We start from the raw sequence: 18,036 nt of genomic DNA, 5'->3' as shown, positions 1-18,036 counted from the left end.
GAGCCGCGAGATACACCGTGGGGAGAGCGATATGCGATCATAAAGGACCCCGATAACAATTTAATCAGTCTCGTCGCGTAGCGAAGAGAAGGAATGCGCCATTAAACAACAAGCAGATGGGAAGCACTGTCGCCAGTGTATCTTCGCCTGTTTGTTGTTTACAGAGGAATAAATGAATACCAAAATCACCCGAGGAAGCCATTGCGATACAGAAAAGTAGATCACCAGGTGGTCGTGATATTCCGCTGTATAACGTTGATGGTGTAGCCATAAGTGGAGTGTTTCATGTTGGAGGAAAATAACAAATAGAATGTTCAAGTGTTCAGCTAACGGATAACGATAGTGCGGCGATGGAAACCGATCCATCGCCTGTTTTGTTTATGCGGAATTTCTCAACTAAAGGGCAGTTTAGCGCAACATTAAATAATAGCTTGCGTCTTTATTTTTGTGACCCAAATTGTGGAAGTGTTACGCGAAATATATATAGACTTGAACAGCTTCTACATACTTTAAAACAAGCGCTGTAAATTAAATGTCTGTGCAGTATTAAAGCTTTCTTGTGGAGGAGTAGTCAATGAATAGAAAAGAAATGGAAAAGGCAATGAAAGAAAATGTGGTTCCAATAGTTCGAAAGATGAACTTTAAAGGAACTTTCCCCAAATTCACATTACAATTTGATGGATATCGGATACTCATTCATATTCAATTTTATTCATCTGGTGGTGCTTTTTGTATCAACTTAATAAATAATAACCCAGATGATCCGATTTCATTTAGATTAGGGAATGGCAGGTGGTTTGTTTATGATCCTGAACATTACTTCTTTTCACATTTAAGAAATAATGAATTAAAGTCATATGATTTAATTAACAACAATGAGTTTGATTATACTGGAAAGTATATTGAGAAGAACAAGTTTAAAGTAGGTGATTTTGTAATTTATGAAAATTCAAAGGATTCATATATATGTGATATGATTATTGATGATGTCATACATTTTTTTAAAGTTGAAGTAGAACCATTATTGAATAATTAAGGCACATGAATCGATTGTTGTTAACGGGAGACGATAGCGCAATAAAACACACCACGACGAGGTTGCCGCAATAATCGGCACCTTGTTACGGGCAGGATAGTTTGGTTTTAAGCGTACTCGACCTTCAACTTCATGGTAAAATAGACCAAGAAATGGAGGAGCTATTAAATGAGTATTGAAATAGCGCTGGTTCCGTATGAAGATGAAACAGTTCTTTACAATCTTATTCAGCTATATCGTTACGACAGTAGTGAGTTTGATGGACATGTCCTTAACAAACACGGGATGTACTTATATAAATACTTCGACCATCAGTGGACAGACGAGTATCGTCGTCCGTTTATTGTAAAGGTTGATGAAGAGATTGCGGGCTTTGCTTTAATTATGCTAGATGTACCAAAGGAATATATGAAATTGAGTACAGCTCAAAAGACAAATGTAATAAGTGATTTCTTTATTATGAGGAAATACAGGCGTAAAGGGGTAGGCAGACACGTAGCTTGCTCATTATTTGAGATGTTCACTGGGACATGGGAGATAAGACAAACACTTGCCAACAAGTCTGCATATGCGTTCTGGAGGCAAGTGATTTCCCAGTATAAAGAACACAAAATATTTCAAGAAGAGATTCTACAAGATGAAAAATGGAATGGTCCAGTATTTGTATTTGATTCAGGAACGGTTTGAACGGATACGATACATGCCAAGAATAGAGCATTTGACACAAAAAGTGACCAAAAACCTTTTTTAAACATTCGTATATCCGCGATACCACACTAACAAGAGGCTCACCAGATCAATGGGAGCCTCTTTGTTTTTCCACGCTAAACTGCCATTTAGCACAACGCGGCTGCCGATTCGTGCAGGCAGCCGCGTCTTAGTTTTTTATTAGATGGATGTCGTTCGCAAATGGACGGGCCGTGTACAAAATTGGGGACAAATCCTCCTCCAACTCTCGGTCTTCTTTCCCGATCACATCGGACAATATTTACGCTGAAAATTTTTTCTCCCCTCGGGGAGAAATCTTGTTAAAAGAGTTTACACAAAGATCTTGACAGACCCGTCGCTGTTTCAATTTCTGGGTCAGTCTAATACTTATTTTGCGCAATATCGCGATTCTGTGATACGAAAGCCGCATGGACTAACACATACAGTCTAATACATTATTTTCACCGTTCACTAATTTTTCTTCACTCTATAAATCTGTTTGTTCTCCACGATTCTAAGTGGCGGCGTCCAATTATCTCCATCCGGCATCGTATCCAATGCATCTTCAACTGCCTGAAGCTTCGCATCGAGTTGATCGATATAATGAAGCGCGACTGCTTCTGGAAGCTGCGGCTGAACCAGGCTACCCCATTCCCCTAAATTATGATGGGATAGAATCAAGTGCTGCAGGATTACAATCTTCTTACTAGAGACATCCATGCCCAGTGCAGCCTTGCCGCAGTGAATGACACCCCTGTTATGCTATTCTGAGGCAGCTCGAAATATGGCTACTTTTACTCATTTTTTAATATCAACGCATCTACAAAATGTGGGGTATCGATAATAACATGCGGGACAATCACATGATAAGCCCACATATGCACCCACGGGTTGCCGGTTCGATCCGTAAGAACCGACTTCACGACGCCGGGCATGAAATATTGCAGGAATAAAGCGCTAAGCGATGTGAGAAAGGCTCCGGGACTGCGAAAGACCATCCAACTGTCGAAAAAATGCAACGCGGTGTAGGCGAGTCCTCCGAATACGATTGGGACGATAGCGCTATTTGTGACTGCTTTAAATCGTGGGTATAGGATGGCGAATAGAAAAACGGCGGTCGGGATAGCCGTTCCAAACAAGTTAAAACTAAAGGCAGCAAATCCTCCGAGGAGAATTTGCCTGGGCGACAGATGAAGTAGTGCGTCGGACAACCCCCCCAGCTGCACAATGGATTCGATGATTAGAATAGCGATAATGACCATCGTATCGCGAAGCACGTTTTTGTTCGAGATGATGTTCAACTGCGAGAGAGTATAGCCTTTTTTGAGCATCAAGTATACAACGGGCAGGACAGCATAAACAATAAAGTTGTAACATGACCATACGAGCATTTCAGTCAGCTTCACATGCTCGTGATTGCCATAGATGCTTCCCGCCAAGTGGAAGCTTATCGCATGAAAGCCGAACAACTTGCCAAGCACGAGTCCCAGCAGCTGGGCAAACGCCATATACCCCAGCAGAAGGGAGAGCTCTTTCTTGGACGTTCCCCTGCCGGGCGACTGCAACTGACGGTTTCGGTAGCCTCGTGTAATCAAGACGATTAGGCCGATGAGAACGAATCCCCACAAGGAACCGGCCTGAAAATCCCAAAATCGCTCCATGGCCGATGCGTATTCGACAAGAGGCTGGTGAGCGACAAAAGGCGCGCCGAATTTCCTGAAAATAAAGTAGATCGCCGCAGATACCCCGATGTAGCCAGCAATCGCATACAACACATGCTTCCTTGTTCTTATTTGCATATTAATCACCCTTCCGTTATGCAACAAAGCACGCATTTTCCTATTAGTACAGTTGTGCTAATTTAATTTAGCACAACTGTACCACAAACCAACCGTTGCAGCAAGAGCTAAAAACACCGTCCTCTATGGACGGTGTTACTTGAGTTGCATGGCATCGATCAAAGCTCTTCATCGTTCAGAGCTTGAATATGGATTGCAGATGATAAATGAGCACTGCGCGAGCCTGCTCGGGCACAAGTCGTTCCGGGTGCATAATCGCATGAATCGCCAACCCATCAATCAAGGCGAACAGCCGTTCCGTCTCTAGGTTCACATCAAGTCGGCTGCCTGCTGAATGTTGCTCTATTAACTGCTCTACTTTTTTGGCAATAAAGCCCTTCATATCGTCGTAGACATAGAGACTTAACGCTTGCAGAGTCGGATCGACGAGCGCTTTGGACGTAAACGCAAACCACACCTCCATTTCGGTACTTCGTTCCTCGTCAATCGGCAGCATCTCGCACAACACATGAAGGACGTCCTCCATCAAGTTTCCGCTTGGGACAAAACTTTGGAGACGGTCACATACGCGATCGGAAACAAGCTGCATGGAAAAAGCAAGAAGTTCGGATTGAGTCGAAAAATAATGTCGCATCGAGCCCACCGACAATCCGGCTTCCTTCGCGATATTACGTAAAGATGCGCGTTCCAGGCCATCCCTACGAATGACCCGCCAGGTGGCTACCGCCAGTTTCTCTTTTTGTTTGTTATGATCCACGATTTTCGGCATGACAACAGTATAACATGGATTGATTTATTAATACAGTTGTGTTATTTTATTTTAGAACACTCGTGCTATTTAGGGCGGTTCATCATTCCAAGGTGAGGAGAATGAAAATGGCTGATAACATCTCAAATAAGAGTAATTGGGACCTCGTAGTTACCCGCGTTTTTAACGTGTCGATTGAGCAAGTCTGGCGAGCTTGGACAGAGGGGGAACACGTGAAAAGCTGGTGGGGACCAACGAGCTTTACTTCGCCGGTTGCCAAGATGGATTTTCGTGTGAACGGGACATCGCTCGTCTGCATGCGCACGCCAGACGGTCATGACATGTTCAACACTTGGACCTATCAGAAGATCCAGCCTATGGAACTTATCGAGTTTCTCCTGGACTGGAGCGACAAAGACGGCAATAGAATCGATCCTGCCGCGATGGGTATGCCGCCGGACATGCCTCGTGATGTGCGTCACGTGATTACTTTTAAAGCCGAAAGCGGCAATACGACGGAGATGACTGTCACGGAATACGGCTATCCGTCGAATCAATTGTTCGAAATGTCCAGAGCAGGTTTGGAGCAGTGTCTCGACAAGATGGCTGCCAGTTTCTCTAAAGCGTGAATATTCGGGCAGATTCGTTCGTAGCGCGGCTGCAAGCTCCCCTATCACCAGACGAGCGCATGAAGATCCAATCCGGCGAAGACGAAGGCGACGCGTTCAAAGAAGTGCGTATGGGAGATGTATTCGCGCTGGCCAAAGAATTTATCGACATGCCTCCTGAAGAAATTGAAAAGTTGCTCGAGAGCCCGATCCACAAAGTTAGGGTCGGTGCGCTTAGTATTATGGATAAGCAGGCCCGCAGGAAAAAAACGCCCGTGAGTCGCCGGAAAGAGCTGTTCGAACTTTATTTGAGACGTACAGATCGAATTAACAACTGGGATTTGGTCGACGTAAGCGCTCCCTATGTCATTGGCGGTTACTTGGTCGATAAGCCGCGCGACATCCTCTATGAACTTGCGTGCTCCGATAATATATGGGAACGTCGCACGGCAATTGTCAGTACATACTATTTTATTCGGCAAGGTGATGTAGCGGACACGTTTAAAATCGGCGAGATTTTGGTTCATGACGATCAACATTTCATCCAAACGGCTCTCGGAGGATGGGTGCGCGAAGCCGGCAAAAGGGATCGTCAGGCGTTGTTAAGCTTCTTGGATCAATACGCGGCCACGATGCCGCGAACGGCTCTGCGCTTCGCTATCGAACACCTTGATAAAGCACAGCGGAATTATTATATGGGTATGAAGAAAGCTCGGAAAGAGTGAACGCGGGGTGGAAGCAAGGTGAGAGAGGACTTTTTGTTTCGTATCATGGAAATGGGTCGTACATCTCTGGTAGGAGAGGTTCTGAAATGTCCCGTGGACAAACGTAATATCGTTCCAGAGGGATTCCATAACAGCCTTCATTGGCAGCTTGGTCATATCTCCACGGTGACGGATGAGATCGTTTTCGGAAAATCCGGCGAGGTATGGTCGGTGCCGACAGAATTCAAAGCATTTTTCGAGTACGGGACAAAACCATCCACATGGACGGCGGAGCCTCCGCCTTGGGACGATGTACTATTTCAGTTAACGGATCAAATGGCCAACATTCGCAAGGTATTTGCAGGAAAGTTGGACGTGAAAGTGAAGACAAATCCATTCAAAGGCGAGACGGTGGAGGAGCTTCTGCTGTTTAATCTGTTCCATGAATCGATCCATTCGGGAAATATCCTTGCGATGCTGAAATGCTTTGGCGTGAGAACGCCAATCTGATTGGGACCGCCGTAATAGATGAAATAAAGTATGTCGTTATGATAACTGAGTATCAAAATCAGCTAGTTATTATTCGGGACAAGGAACGTCAACTTTGGGAGTTGCCTGGGGTAAGAGTTTTTGAACGAACTGATGTCACCGAGTGTAGGGTTTACTGTAATAAACAGTCAAAGGAAGGAATGCTCCAATGAAATCCTTTAAGCCGGAAATGACAATGGAACGAGCCAAGCAATATTTGCAGACAATCGAATCGGAGACCATTGCCGATATCACCCCGATCGAAATGGGAGAGCTGAGCAAAGTGTTCCGCTACCGGCTGGGCACGCAGTCGTTCGTCATTCATTTTAAAAGCGGCAATGAAACGGTCGACAAAGTAAAGCTGATATCCGACCGTTACTCGTCGGTGATGCCGATCCCGCGAATCGTGAAGGTCGGCACATACGACGGATTGCCGTATACAATAACGGAACAAGCGGCCGGCGTCTCCGTAATTATGCAGCCCAAAGAAGAGATCGTCCGCGTCATACCCGATTTGATCAAGCAGTTCGCCGCAATGAACCAAGTTCGCGTCGATCATACGAGCGGCTACGGCTGGATTACGCCTTCCGGAGAAGCTACATCCACCTCTTGGACCGATTGGCTCGCGTCTACTTTTAAGGAAGAGCAGGAAGGATTTTACGAGGGATGGACGTCGCTATTTGAAAGCAGCTTTCTCGAAAAAAACGTGTTCGACCAAACGTATGCTGCGATGATCGATCTTGCGCAGTATGCGCCCAAGGAGCGGTATCTTGTTCACGGAGACTTCCATCTCGGCAACATGCTTTCGGACGATGGCCGAATAACGGCGATCGTCGATTGGGAGATGGCGATGTACGGCGATTTTATGTTCGATGCGGCCGTGCTGCATTTATGGGTTCCGCAAATCGGGTTTCCGCATCGGCTCCGGGAGTTTTGGGAACGGGAGGGGAAGGAGATCGCCCATTTTGAGAAAAGGCTGTTGTCCTATCAGTTGTTCAAGGGACTGGACGGGCTGCGATTTTACGCCAAGAAAGGCGATAAGCCGAGCTACGAATTCATGAAATCCCACCTAATCCCTCTGTTAAAGCAAGCGGAGTAAGAGCGACGCATGTCACTAGCTGCCCGTATAAACGTCTTTCAAGTATTCGGGCGGGCGATACACGATAAAAAGTTATTGTCAGTAAAGAAGTTGAAGAGCAATACAAACGGGTTGAATGCAGTAACGATTCATGTTATAGCAAGAATTTATGTACTATGGATGATTTTATTAGGACCTCATATACGACGGAGAACGATAGTTGAATCACTAGCAAAGGCCGCCGATTAATTCGACGGCCTTCTGTTCATGCTCCAAAATGCACTGTCTTTTCTGTGTCAGAATGCATGCTTTTTAGCATATAGGGAAATGCCCAGTAAAACATGTTTCAAAAACTCTATAGTTGATTTTTGGAACGTTCCATTAAATAATGAGGCTATCTGAGATGGTTTTAGGAGGAATGAACTTTGGGAAAAACGCAAGTTAGACCATTGAGATGGCTAGGAGGGTAACTATGAATCAAATCCGGTTAGTTTCCGATTTGCATAAATCGAAGGAATACTATAAGCAGGCACTCGGCTGTAGAATTGACGGGTGGGGGCATGTGGAACGGGAACAGCCCCAGCTTGGGTTTATTTTGTATCAATCGGAGGACCCGGGTGACATCGTACCGAATAAGAAGCCACGAAAAATTTCGTATCCGAAAAAATGGGAAGGTCCTTTGACCGGCTGCGATACATACGCTTACGCCGATTGGGAACACATTGACGGATTACTCGAGCAATTTCGGGCGAATGGAGCGATCATTCACTACGAAATGAAGCATGAGGATCAAGGCGATGCTCTGGAAGGAATTTGGTGTTCGCGATCCAGATGGATATGTCATCTTGTTCGGAGCGGGTATGTCTATGTAGTGGTTGTAGAACTCTAACAAATACTCTCCTGGAAATATGATAAAGTGGCTAACTAGATTAATCTGGATTCAGCGGTGACAACAAAAATCGTGGAATCGCATTCAATAATAAGAATGAAGAAGGAACAAATGTTTGGTATACTGGAAATGATATCGATACGAGGAGGGGATATGCTTGAATATTCAAGACGTAAATGGACCGTCCGTTGTGCTGTTAGTTCGTAATGAACAGGAAGCCATAAACTATTATACTGATCTCGGGTTCAAGTTTGAATCTGTTGGTGGACATGCTCACATGTCGTTGGGGAAGGTTACTCTCATCTTGCATCAAGCTCAGAATCCAGACGAAGTTAAGCCCTTCTCATCAGCAAGCGGTGGCCTTTATTTCGATGTGTTTTGCTATACGAGCCAACTGAAAGAACTTCATGAACTTTTCATTTCAAAAGGTGTTATGGTCGTTAACGGTCCTTTCTGGGGTGAGGGATGGAGTGAGTTCACCATTAAAGACTTAAATGGCTATTGCATTGCATTCGGCGGTAAGTAATATTTCCACCATATACTCCACACACCTTAATTACTATAAGGGAAAACGTGAGCCTTATCGAGGCCGCTGCGATTACTCCGGCACTCAACTACCGGGTACGAGAGTTTAATAGAACAAGACGAGGCAGCCGCGTGAATGACCGGCTGCCTTCGTTACGCTAAAGGGCAGTTTAAATTAGCAATTCATAAGAAACAACCCAAGCTGAAATGTGCTAAGCTGATTTGGAGAAACACGCAATAGAAATTCTGAGTACTGCCGACACTGTCATTTGGGGACGTGAGACTTATCAGGGAATGCACAGTTATTGGCCATCTGTGCCTTCGACCCCATCAGCTTCGCAACATGAACGGAATCATGCCGAGTGGATCGAAAAGACAGCCAAAATCGTTTTTTCCACGACACTGGAGAAAGTCGAATGGAACAATTCCAGATTGGTGAAAAAAAATGTCACGGAAGAGATCAAGAACCTCAAGCAGCAGGCAGGCGTTGGAAACTAATAATTGGAGGGCGTTATTGAAATGGCTAAACTGATCTACGCTAATAACATATCTTTGGACGGGTACATTGAGGACGAGCGCGGCAATTTCGATTGGGGGATATCCAATGACGAGACGTATGCGTTCTGGACTGGCTTCCAGCGGCCGATCGGCACCTACCTATACGGGCGTCGACTCTACGAGAACATGGTGTACTGGGAGACGGCTGACGCCGGCGGCGATCAACCGGAGATAAAGCAGGAATTCGCGCAGACCTGGCGAGCGGCTGAGAAGATTGTATATTCCCGGACGCTTCAGGCAGTGTCAAGCGCCAGCACCAGGATAGAGCGCGAATTCGATGCTGATGCGATCCGAAGTCTTAAGGAGTCTTCTGTAGCTGACATTACGATTGGCGGCCCCGAGCTTGCCGGGCAGGCGATGAGCGCGGGACTGATCGACGAGTGTCATCTGCTTCTTAATCCGATTGTCTTGGGTGGAGGGAAGCGAGCATTGCCGGACAACCTCAGCATGCGGCTCGAGCTGCTCGGTGAGCGCCGCTTCCAAGGCGGCGTTGTTCATCTTCACTACCGCGTGATCGTCTGACCGCGACGCTAGAGAGAAATTCAGGAGATATGCTTTCGGACTTACTATAATCAAGTGAAATTACGAAGCCGGAAGTTATGAGCGGCTTCCATTGTTGAACTAACGGGTACGATAGTTTCATACTCAAACAAGAAGATGCAACGTTAACCTTTGGTGTGATTATTGTTACTAAAGGAGGGCTCGTATTGAAGCAGTTAAATAAAAATGACTTAATTGAACTAGTAAGAAAAATTATGAACGCCAAGGGCACTGAAGAAGAGATTGATAATATGATTGAAATACTCAAGCAAAATGTCCCGCATCCACAAGTTAGTGATTTAATTTTTTGGAATAAAGTTGAATTGACGCCAGAGCAGGTCATCGAACTGGCGCTGAGCTATAAGCCAATCCAATTATAAACATTGGTGAAGTTGATTGAACTAACGGGAGTACGATAGCTCAATAAGTACATGAGGGCATCCGGCCATTCTGGCCGGATGCTTTTTGTTGAACTGGTAGGATAGTAAAATGAAAAGATGATAAAATGAAGGAAACCAAATATGTTCTGTAAGTTAGTGGGTGAATAACATGTGGCATGAGTGTTTAAGCGAAAATACAGATACATTTATCACAATGCTATACAAAGATGTACCTCCTTTAAGGAATCTGCGAATTGAAGAAATTAAATTCTCTCGTGAAGGAAATCGCATATCCGTAGGTTTTGATTTTCCTGTTTTTGCTGACAATCCACCTAAAAAGTGGATAGAGAGAGGGTATACAATTGTTTTTGTTGAGCTAGACTTTTTTGATATTCGAGAAGTTGTTTTGAGATCGAGCAATAATGCATTTAGAGGAAATATTGATATTGATAAAGATGATTCAGGAATCCTGAATATCAATATATCTGGAACAGTAGAAGTTCAAATAAAAGCTGGTGTCGGTCTGATCCAATCTGTTCGTGGATATTAGGATGCTGTTCAGCTATTGGATACGATAGCTAAATCATGGTTGCTTATCGGCAACGGTTTTTTTCATTCCGTTAACGGCAGCATAGCTCAGTAAATACAAAAAGAGGCAGCCGATCACGGCTGTCTCTTTGAGGGCAATTTTTTATCCTTGCTTTAAGTTAATAATACCAAAGTAACAGCTGGAAAAACAGACTGTTTTATCCATTAAGCCTATGGTAAGCTCTTGCTTGAATATAGGATCGGAGGGATAATCCATGAAAATAGGGACGGCTCGAGCGGCAGCAACGGAGTGGGTAATGCAGTGTACTAGTCAGGAAGCATGGTTCATGGGGGCTTATTTCAGCGGCTCGACGGTTGGTCAGCCGGATGACGTGATGATGTCAGTGGGCTCCGACATTGATGTTGTCGTTGTTACCTCTGAAGCAAAACCACCTCTGAAACTGGGGAAGTTCATCTACCGTGATGTGCTGATCGAAATAACCTTCTTATCGTGGAACCAGATCGCCTCTGCTGAGGAGGTTCTGACATCGTATCACCTAGCCGGCAGCTTCCGCGTGGATACCATCATTGTAGATCCTACCGGACAGCTGCGCGGCGTGCAGCAGAAGGTGTCGCGCCATTTTGCCGAGAGGGAATGGGTGCGGCACCGCTGCGAAAACGTTAGGCAGAAGATAGAGCATGGGTTACGGAACATCGATCTGACTGCACCATGGCATGATCAGATTATGTCATGGTTGTTCATGACCGGAGTCACTACACACGTCCTTCTCGTCGCAGCTCTTCGCAACCCTACCGTGCGGCTTCGCTATCTGGCTGTGTACAACGTGCTTCAGGAGTTCGGGCGAACCGAAATCTATCCGGAATTGTTGGGGCTGCTGGGCTGCGAGCATTGGACCCCGCAGCGCACCAGCCATCATCTGAGCGCGCTTGCCCGTACCTTCGACGTCGCCGCGGCGCACGCCAAGACCCAATTCTTCTTCAGCAGTGACATCACCGCCGCTTCACGACCGATTGCGATTGACGGTAGCCGTAACCTTATCCGCGACGGATATCACCGCGAAGCGGTGTTCTGGATCGGGGCGACCTTCGCCCGGTGCCACAAAATGCTCTCCACAGATGCCCCAAAACTGCAAGTTGAGCTAGCTCCGGCGTTTGAGGAATTCGTCATCGACCTCGGCATCACCTCGTCCGACACCCTTGCGCGTCGTGCCGAAGACGTGCTGCAGTTTCTACCGCGGCTCTGGGACGAGGTCGAATCGATTATGCTGGCCAATTGGGAGATTTTTTAGTTTGGTAATAGTTGGAGCTGCCCACTTGCAGGCCCCATTGCTCAATAATCACCAAAATGTCATGGTATGATGTGTGAATATTATGGGTAATATTTACATGTTTGGAATGAGAATAATGAAAGAAGGTCGGAAATGAGTAAGTTGTTGATCCCGTCAGAGCCAATAAAGAAAAGACAACCTTCGAAATGTCAGGGTTGCTTATGGGGGAATTGGGACGGTCTCATGCAATACTGTTCGAAGATCAAATGCATAAAAGACTGACTGAACAAAAAGCAGTTTTAAGAACTCGGGGGATTTTCCTTGTTTTCTAAGAACCGTCTCCTGATGTCTCGTTAACAACGCGTCGAACAAGTAAGGTACTATCTTGTCATTTTGCGACAAAATTCTACGGCAGTTGAATTGAGAGGACTGGCGCAACAACCAGCAAAGGGTTACTCTACCCCGCGTGCTTCCAGAAAAGGAGCGACATTCCGTGGTGCACCGTGGTCGTCGTAGTCAGACTACCGGCATCGATAGGTAGCCGCGTTACTTTAAACATTCCTGTTAGTCCTAAGAAATGGAATTTGAAAAAAAAAGGAGCGCCTCGGTATGATGGGTCTGTCAACGGGTTTAACCCAACACCATCAAGGAGGTGCTCTTTTATGAAGTTTAAACAGGGTCAAAATCAACGGATCGAACGAATTTCCACGACTCACCTAATTGTGGATCGGTATAGCAAAAGAAACCCAGGTAGCACAAGCAACAAATTTTCGAGGAAGGACATTACGGATACAACCGTCAAGCGGCATATTGAGTGGGGTATCTTGCTCCAAGGGGGGTCTCGACAGTTCTGCCAGCTCTTCGGGCTCAAGAAGTTAATGAGAATGACTAATACGAAAGTTAGGATCGTAACCACCGCCAGTGATTGGCGGTGGTTTATAATTCTACAGCTGAAATTATACAATATTTTGTATTGACTGAACGTTCAGTCAAAGGATATAATGGCAGAAAATCACTTTTCACCTTATTCGATAGGGAGGAACCCAACATGGATCTTTATTATGATATTCAGGGTGAAGGCTCTCCGATCGTGTTGATTCACAGCCCCGGCGTGGATTCGCGGGAATGGGAGTATGTTGCGCCGATTCTCGCGCAATACCATAGGGTTGTTACCTTTGACGGCCGGGGGACGGGACGCTCGCCGGCACCGCAAGGGCCGACGAGCCTTGTGGAGGATTTGAGAGTGCTACTCGAACATATCGGATTACAGAAGGTCACGCTTGTCGGTCATTCCATGGGCGGGCAGGCTGCGACCGACTTTACGCTTACTTATCCGTCAATGGTCGAGCGGCTAGTCGTCATTGCGCCTTCGTTAACGGGGTATACGTTTTCCCGGGAGTTTACTGATTGGATGGCAGAGGTCAACGCGGCCGCTCCCGATATCGTAAGATTGGTGGAATTGTCCTTGGCCGGTCCTAATTATCGCGTTACGATGGCCGGTCCACATCAAGACTTCCTTCGAGATATGGCGACCCATTACATGGCGAGAGTGTTCACCGAATGGAAGAGCTTTGAAGTCCGGTGGCCGGAGCCGCCGGCAATCGAACGATTAGAGGAGATTGCCGTGAGGACGCTGTTTATTTACGGTACAATAGAATGGCCGGATATGCTCAAGATCGCCGAGCATTTTCAACGGGTTCCGTCCGTGCGTTTCTTCAACATCGAGGGGGCGGATCATATGCTTCCCATAACTCATGCAAAAGAGCTAGCGGAAGAAATACAGTTTTTTTCGCAGGAAGGACAAGACAATGCCTCGAACCCAGCAAGAAAATGAGCGAATTCGTCAAGCCACCAAAGAAAATATTCGCGCAGCTGCGATGGACATCTTTATCGAGCAAGGATACCATGACGCTTCGATCGACGATATAGCGAAAAGGGCCGGCGTTTCCAAAGGTTTGCTGTACAATTACTACAAGGGGAAAGAAGAGCTCCTTGCGGAAATGGTGAAGAACCGGATCGATGAAATTGGCCGAGTGATGCAAACGGCTTCCGGTCCAGGCTCTCACTGCGAGCGGCTAAAACATATTATCGAAGGGGCGCTTGATAACGTCAAGCTGCGTCCCAGCGTGTACCGTTTTTTCTTGCATTTGCAGACGCAGCCGGAAGAAGACAAAGTACTCTCCAAGTACAGTCAAATGCTCAATGAGGCGATGGCGGGACATTTTGAAACACAGTGTGAGGTGTTCTCCGAACTTGGAGCTTCGAATGCGAGAATGAGATCGCTATACTTCTCGACAACGCTTCACGGAACCATGCAGATGATCACCATTTACCAGGACAATTATCCGGTAGAGGAAATGAAGCGGCAGATCATTCGGCAGTTTTGCATGAAATGAATATCAGAGTTGCTCCACAGGAATTGTTGTCAGATCATTGGAATCGTGTCCGACGACACAAACATAGGTACTTTGAGATCCCCGTTAATTGGGGATTTTTGTTTGAAAGCACATATGTTTGTCTTGCAGTGTCACGACACAAACATATGTGCATAACCGTTTTGCGACACAAACATATGCGCATAATCGCGGTAGGCTTTTCGTACATCGGAAGCGGCATTTATTAAGTTAACGGAGACGATAGCATCATGACGGTAGGCTGCCGGTATCATCGGCAGCCTGTTCTAAGGGGAGTATAGAACAATAACATGCGGGCATTTATTATTTACAGACGAACAAACGTGTAGTAGATTGATTTGCAGGAATTTATTACCATATCATTTCTATGGAGGCTGCAATTTTGGGAGAAAAGGTGAAATCTACGGATAACCGGAAAGTCTTTAAATCGGTTTACAGACTGAAACCTGGCATTATTGATATCTTGGAAATACCTGATTTAAATTTTCTCGTGTTAGAAGGAAAACGCAGAAGAGAAGATTTACCCAAAGAAGACCATCTTGGGTAACAACTCGAGTCCAGAACCAGCTTAGAATGCTAACGTCAGATCGATTGAAATATAATTTTAGACATATGCCCTACGAAATGATATGGCACTATCAGCAATCTGATGGTGAATGGCTTCGGACCGTAATGGTTCAGCTTCCCAACATCACAAGCGAAGTTTTGTTTCAAGAAGCTCTTCAAAACGTTAGAAATAAAAATAAACAGGTTGATTTTACAGTACCAAGATTTGAAAAAGTGTCGCAAGGATTATGTGCACAAAAGCTACATTTCGGTCATTACAGGGACACCGAGAAAACAGTCCAAGAAATCGTAAACCATATAACGGAGAAAGGATTTCATGTCAGGGGGCCAATACGTGAAATTTATATGAATGTTCCAGGGTGGAATCCTGTTGAAAATTGGCAAACGATTGTTAGGGTTCCGATTCAGTAGGATGATCTGCTTGAGAACCCGCTTGCCCAATAAAAAACTAAATCGTGGTTACCGGCACGTATCGGTAGCCGCGTACTGCTAACAGGCAGATTTCTCCAAGTATCCTTTTGGAACGATCTAGTTGTTACGGAGAACAATAGCTCAACACACATCATGAGGCCGTCACGGGAGATCTATCGGGCGGCCTCATTAAACTAAAGGGCAGGATAATGTAAAACATATGAAGAAATAATGGCGATGATTAGATTATGTGGGGTATTTCATATGACCAGGGTTAATCGAGAATATAATTGCAGAACTTGCGGTGAAATAATATCCGTTCGTAAATCATGCCCCTATTGTGGCGAGAAATCGCCAACTCAAGCATTAGATATGACAAAAACTACAGTAGCTACAATAGGTTTTGGAACTATTGTAATCTGTGTATCGTTTTGCATATTCGTATTTATATTGATTTTAGATCTGTTATTTTGGTTTTGATTAAATCTCGACAACAAACAAGCTCATTCCACTAACGGAGAACGATAGCTCAATCATGACACGACGGCAGCTGGCCAATGTTCGGCCGCCGTCGTTGCGCTAATGGGCAGGATAACGAAATTACAGCATGGAATACATTGGTAAAAGGAATCGTTAATCTCGATAAGGGAGAGTATGCCAGTGGAAAATACGGAAATAGAAGCTTACATACCCGAAAGGGATAAAGCCGCTATCAGAATCATGTTATGTGAAAATGAATACTTTGACGAGACGTTTCAAATTAATGAAGCAAATGTTCGGGATGGTATATTTGTTGCTCGTTACAACGGCTTAACAGTAGGTTTTCTTTCCTTAACTAATTATAAGCGAGGGCGAGGAGCTGGAACGACTATATTCGTCAGCGAGGAATACAGAAGAATGGGTATTGGTACCAAACTTATTAAAGAGGCAGACAAATTGCTTTCACAATACGACGCAGTAGAACGTTCAGAGGGTGCATGTATTGACGGTGACCGTTCTTCTTTGCAATTTTTATATAAGAATGGCTATTACATAAATCATTCTATGTACTTCATGGAGCGTGAAGGGGAACCTCTTACTGAGAGTAATTTTTCGTTTAGGCAATATGAAGATGATGATTATCTTACATGGCATAGTATTAGCCAAATTGCTTTTTACAAAATGCGTGAAAACGTTGGTATCCTTCCATCGTATTATTATTCTTCTTCGGAAAGTGAACGGAAGAGTTTTTTAGAAAACAAAAACAACAAATTTGTGATGCTTGTTGACGGTGAAATAGTGGCAATCGGCGGAATTACTGCCGGTAATGAGTTGCATCTTATTGCTGTTCGGACTGATCTTCAATCGCGAGGATACGGAAGAGCTTTTGTATCATTTCTAGTAAATGAAATTATGCGTCGCGGCGAAAAAGTTGTGAAGCTCTGGGTTGTCAAAGGCAATCCTGCGAAAAATTTATATGATCGCCTTGGCTTCAAAGAAAAGTCACTATACCATTTTGTAAATAGATATTATAAACCGGATAGTCGATTGAGTAGACCGCCAAAAGAGGATATGTGAAGTAGTTCTTCATTTCATTAACGGGTAACGATAGTGTAGAGCTGCCAGGACAGCTCCTTTTTAATGGCCGTTGAAGTACGGGCAAGTATAGCGTAGCGGTGGAACTAATTCTAAGTTTGGAGGTTATATTTTGATAACAAACATTCTGTTTCAAAAAATTAATGATAGCATTGAAGTTAAAAATATCCTTTTAGAGTACTATGATTTTAAAATTGTAGACGCAAGTTCACACACTGAAGATTACTTTTTTGAAGTTTATGATAAAGCGACAGTCATAGCACAGGATGCTTCAGGGGGTGTGTTTACTTTATATGGGTCTGGTGAAGAAATGGATTTACCAATTGTATTTATAAGCTCTGAAGGAGAGGCTGGAAAAGTCGGGAGAAATTTCGAAGAATTCCTTGGGATTATGATTGCTTGTCCTTACTGGAGAGATATATTGAAATTTTCGGGTAATGGTCAGCTATTAGAGATGTATAAGTCTCAACCTTTCTTAGAAGCTGAAATTTTAGAGGATTTTCCTGGAATCGTTAACGCAAAGAAGAAATTAATCTCAATGTTAGACATATGTGAGGTTCCAAAGCCAGTGGAAACATTGTATGAATCGATGACTTCCGAACCCCATATTGTTATTAAATCTCTTGAAGGTGAAAAATTTGATTCGTTATTTAACTCGTTTGTAGCAAATGATAATCCTTTATGGAAAAACAAGTTTCAAGGATAATTCTTGAAAGATTAGAACATCAACTAACTCCGCACTCGAATCGGGATTCGGCATGATTCATTACGCCAACGGGAAACGATAGTATGGAGCTGCCGCAAAGACAGCTCCTCTTCGATGTTCATTGAAGTAACGGGCAGATTACGTTAACGAATACACTCCTCTTATCTGGACAGATTAAGTTTTGATTGGTGGATTAAGATAAGGGAAGGGGAAACACTCTTGAGGGTTTTAATTTGTTTTATAATCCTATTTTCAATGTTTGGACCGCAAACTTCAAATGCAGTCGGTAAGAAGCCACTTGAGGACTCGAGGGAACTGCAACTTCAAGATATGCTTGTCTTGGTTCTACTACCGCAGATGCGCGAGAAGCTTGCTGAGGTATATTCAGATGTATTTTCAGTACCAGGATCACCAGATATTTATCCTTACTTTGTGGATGTGAAGC

The 18,036-nt window shown here is 44.6% G+C and carries 20 protein-coding genes and 2 pseudogenes; 19 read left to right on the top strand and 3 right to left on the bottom strand.

Features of this window, described 5'->3' with window-relative positions; genetic code table 11:
- Positions 1-574: 574 nt before the first annotated feature.
- On the top strand, positions 575-1,036 hold the full coding sequence (locus tag ACFQI7_RS36670) for a DUF4304 domain-containing protein (protein WP_218103394.1): 462 nt from the start codon (positions 575-577) through the stop codon (positions 1,034-1,036).
- A 168-nt stretch (positions 1,037-1,204) separates the two neighbouring features.
- Positions 1,205-1,723 (top strand): GNAT family N-acetyltransferase, encoded by a 519-nt coding sequence (locus ACFQI7_RS36665; protein WP_218103393.1) that lies wholly within the window; start codon positions 1,205-1,207, stop codon positions 1,721-1,723.
- Between the two features lie 492 nt (positions 1,724-2,215).
- On the opposite strand, the pseudogene ACFQI7_RS36660 reads toward ACFQI7_RS36665, so the two are convergent.
- The 3 genes and pseudogenes from ACFQI7_RS36660 to ACFQI7_RS36650 all read right to left on the bottom strand — a co-directional run.
- A pseudogene (locus ACFQI7_RS36660) lies at positions 2,216-2,470 on the bottom strand (phosphohydrolase); the annotation flags it as partial.
- Positions 2,471-2,538: 68 nt separating this feature from the next.
- Positions 2,539-3,543: a hypothetical protein gene (locus ACFQI7_RS36655; RefSeq protein ID WP_218103392.1), complete on the bottom strand. Its 1,005-nt coding sequence runs from the start codon at positions 3,541-3,543 to the stop codon at positions 2,539-2,541.
- 175 nt (positions 3,544-3,718) lie between these two features.
- A complete protein-coding gene (locus tag ACFQI7_RS36650) occupies positions 3,719-4,312 on the bottom strand; it encodes a TetR/AcrR family transcriptional regulator (protein WP_218103391.1) in 594 nt (197 codons plus the stop codon).
- A gap of 101 nt (positions 4,313-4,413) precedes the next feature.
- Here ACFQI7_RS36650 and ACFQI7_RS36645 point away from each other — a divergent pair, with 101 nt between their 5' ends.
- The 17 genes and pseudogenes from ACFQI7_RS36645 to ACFQI7_RS36565 all read left to right on the top strand — a co-directional run.
- Entirely contained in the window at positions 4,414-4,920 is a 507-nt protein-coding gene (locus ACFQI7_RS36645; protein ID WP_329958313.1) for an SRPBCC family protein, read from the top strand.
- Entirely contained in the window at positions 4,917-5,624 is a 708-nt protein-coding gene (locus tag ACFQI7_RS36640) for a DNA alkylation repair protein (protein ID WP_268966871.1), read from the top strand. Before ACFQI7_RS36645 ends, ACFQI7_RS36640 begins: the two co-directional genes overlap by 4 nt.
- A 45-nt stretch (positions 5,625-5,669) precedes the next feature.
- On the top strand, positions 5,670-6,113 hold the full coding sequence (locus tag ACFQI7_RS36635; RefSeq protein ID WP_329958314.1) for a DinB family protein: 444 nt from the start codon (positions 5,670-5,672) through the stop codon (positions 6,111-6,113).
- A gap of 187 nt (positions 6,114-6,300) precedes the next feature.
- The gene (locus tag ACFQI7_RS36630) at positions 6,301-7,230 is read left to right on the top strand and encodes a phosphotransferase family protein (protein ID WP_218103387.1); all 930 of its coding nucleotides are present in this window, start codon (positions 6,301-6,303) and stop codon (positions 7,228-7,230) included.
- A gap of 451 nt (positions 7,231-7,681) precedes the next feature.
- Entirely contained in the window at positions 7,682-8,098 is a 417-nt protein-coding gene (locus ACFQI7_RS36625; protein ID WP_218103386.1) for a hypothetical protein, read from the top strand.
- Between the two features lie 157 nt (positions 8,099-8,255).
- The gene (locus ACFQI7_RS36620; RefSeq protein WP_218103385.1) at positions 8,256-8,624 is read left to right on the top strand and encodes a VOC family protein; all 369 of its coding nucleotides are present in this window, start codon (positions 8,256-8,258) and stop codon (positions 8,622-8,624) included.
- A 518-nt stretch (positions 8,625-9,142) separates the two neighbouring features.
- Positions 9,143-9,703 carry a dihydrofolate reductase family protein gene (locus ACFQI7_RS36615; protein WP_204818028.1) on the top strand — a complete coding sequence of 187 codons (561 nt, stop codon included), beginning with the start codon at positions 9,143-9,145 and terminating at the stop codon, positions 9,701-9,703.
- A gap of 185 nt (positions 9,704-9,888) precedes the next feature.
- A complete protein-coding gene (locus ACFQI7_RS36610; protein ID WP_218103384.1) occupies positions 9,889-10,101 on the top strand; it encodes a bacteriocin immunity protein in 213 nt (70 codons plus the stop codon).
- 169 nt (positions 10,102-10,270) lie between these two features.
- Positions 10,271-10,651, top strand: coding sequence for an Imm50 family immunity protein (locus ACFQI7_RS36605; protein ID WP_218103383.1), 381 nt, complete (start codon positions 10,271-10,273; stop codon positions 10,649-10,651).
- Positions 10,652-10,904: 253 nt separating this feature from the next.
- Complete coding sequence (locus ACFQI7_RS36600; protein WP_218103382.1) at positions 10,905-11,939, top strand: hypothetical protein; 1,035 nt, start codon at positions 10,905-10,907, stop codon at positions 11,937-11,939.
- A 1,027-nt stretch (positions 11,940-12,966) separates the two neighbouring features.
- The gene (locus tag ACFQI7_RS36595; protein ID WP_218103381.1) at positions 12,967-13,752 is read left to right on the top strand and encodes an alpha/beta fold hydrolase; all 786 of its coding nucleotides are present in this window, start codon (positions 12,967-12,969) and stop codon (positions 13,750-13,752) included.
- Positions 13,727-14,314, top strand: coding sequence for a TetR/AcrR family transcriptional regulator (locus ACFQI7_RS36590; RefSeq protein ID WP_218103380.1), 588 nt, complete (start codon positions 13,727-13,729; stop codon positions 14,312-14,314). Before ACFQI7_RS36595 ends, ACFQI7_RS36590 begins: the two co-directional genes overlap by 26 nt.
- 400 nt (positions 14,315-14,714) lie before the next feature.
- The gene (locus tag ACFQI7_RS36585) at positions 14,715-14,879 is read left to right on the top strand and encodes a hypothetical protein (protein ID WP_218103379.1); all 165 of its coding nucleotides are present in this window, start codon (positions 14,715-14,717) and stop codon (positions 14,877-14,879) included.
- A 26-nt stretch (positions 14,880-14,905) separates the two neighbouring features.
- Positions 14,906-15,310, top strand: a complete 405-nt coding sequence (locus ACFQI7_RS36580; RefSeq protein ID WP_377518534.1) for a GyrI-like domain-containing protein — start codon at positions 14,906-14,908, stop codon at positions 15,308-15,310.
- Positions 15,311-15,970: 660 nt separating this feature from the next.
- Positions 15,971-16,867, top strand: coding sequence for a GNAT family N-acetyltransferase (locus ACFQI7_RS36575; protein ID WP_218103378.1), 897 nt, complete (start codon positions 15,971-15,973; stop codon positions 16,865-16,867).
- Between the two features lie 130 nt (positions 16,868-16,997).
- Positions 16,998-17,591 (top strand): hypothetical protein, encoded by a 594-nt coding sequence (locus tag ACFQI7_RS36570; RefSeq protein WP_218103377.1) that lies wholly within the window; start codon positions 16,998-17,000, stop codon positions 17,589-17,591.
- Positions 17,592-17,810: 219 nt separating this feature from the next.
- A pseudogene (locus tag ACFQI7_RS36565) lies at positions 17,811-18,036 on the top strand (DUF3888 domain-containing protein); the annotation flags it as partial.

The organism is Paenibacillus allorhizosphaerae (genome assembly GCF_042659105.1).
In the GTDB taxonomy this organism is placed as follows: domain Bacteria; phylum Bacillota; class Bacilli; order Paenibacillales; family NBRC-103111; genus Paenibacillus_G; species Paenibacillus_G allorhizosphaerae.
The sequence above is the reverse complement of the archived record's forward strand: the minus strand, read 5'-3'. Positions and strand labels throughout refer to the sequence as shown.

What these genes read in the sequence shown, in the direction of transcription:
- ACFQI7_RS36670 (WP_218103394.1), top strand. Translation starts at nt 575, where the DNA reads ATGAATAGAAAAGAAATGGAAAAGGCAATGAAAGAAAATGTGGTTCCA.
- ACFQI7_RS36665 (WP_218103393.1), top strand. Translation starts at nt 1,205, where the DNA reads ATGAGTATTGAAATAGCGCTGGTTCCGTATGAAGATGAAACAGTTCTT.
- ACFQI7_RS36655 (WP_218103392.1), bottom strand. Translation starts at nt 3,543, where the DNA reads ATGCAAATAAGAACAAGGAAGCATGTGTTGTATGCGATTGCTGGCTAC.
- ACFQI7_RS36650 (WP_218103391.1), bottom strand. Translation starts at nt 4,312, where the DNA reads ATGCCGAAAATCGTGGATCATAACAAACAAAAAGAGAAACTGGCGGTA.
- ACFQI7_RS36645 (WP_329958313.1), top strand. Translation starts at nt 4,414, where the DNA reads ATGAAAATGGCTGATAACATCTCAAATAAGAGTAATTGGGACCTCGTA.
- ACFQI7_RS36635 (WP_329958314.1), top strand. Translation starts at nt 5,670, where the DNA reads ATGGAAATGGGTCGTACATCTCTGGTAGGAGAGGTTCTGAAATGTCCC.
- ACFQI7_RS36630 (WP_218103387.1), top strand. Translation starts at nt 6,301, where the DNA reads ATGAAATCCTTTAAGCCGGAAATGACAATGGAACGAGCCAAGCAATAT.
- ACFQI7_RS36625 (WP_218103386.1), top strand. Translation starts at nt 7,682, where the DNA reads ATGAATCAAATCCGGTTAGTTTCCGATTTGCATAAATCGAAGGAATAC.
- ACFQI7_RS36615 (WP_204818028.1), top strand. Translation starts at nt 9,143, where the DNA reads ATGGCTAAACTGATCTACGCTAATAACATATCTTTGGACGGGTACATT.
- ACFQI7_RS36605 (WP_218103383.1), top strand. Translation starts at nt 10,271, where the DNA reads ATGTGGCATGAGTGTTTAAGCGAAAATACAGATACATTTATCACAATG.
- ACFQI7_RS36600 (WP_218103382.1), top strand. Translation starts at nt 10,905, where the DNA reads ATGAAAATAGGGACGGCTCGAGCGGCAGCAACGGAGTGGGTAATGCAG.
- ACFQI7_RS36595 (WP_218103381.1), top strand. Translation starts at nt 12,967, where the DNA reads ATGGATCTTTATTATGATATTCAGGGTGAAGGCTCTCCGATCGTGTTG.
- ACFQI7_RS36590 (WP_218103380.1), top strand. Translation starts at nt 13,727, where the DNA reads ATGCCTCGAACCCAGCAAGAAAATGAGCGAATTCGTCAAGCCACCAAA.
- ACFQI7_RS36580 (WP_377518534.1), top strand. Translation starts at nt 14,906, where the DNA reads ATGCTAACGTCAGATCGATTGAAATATAATTTTAGACATATGCCCTAC.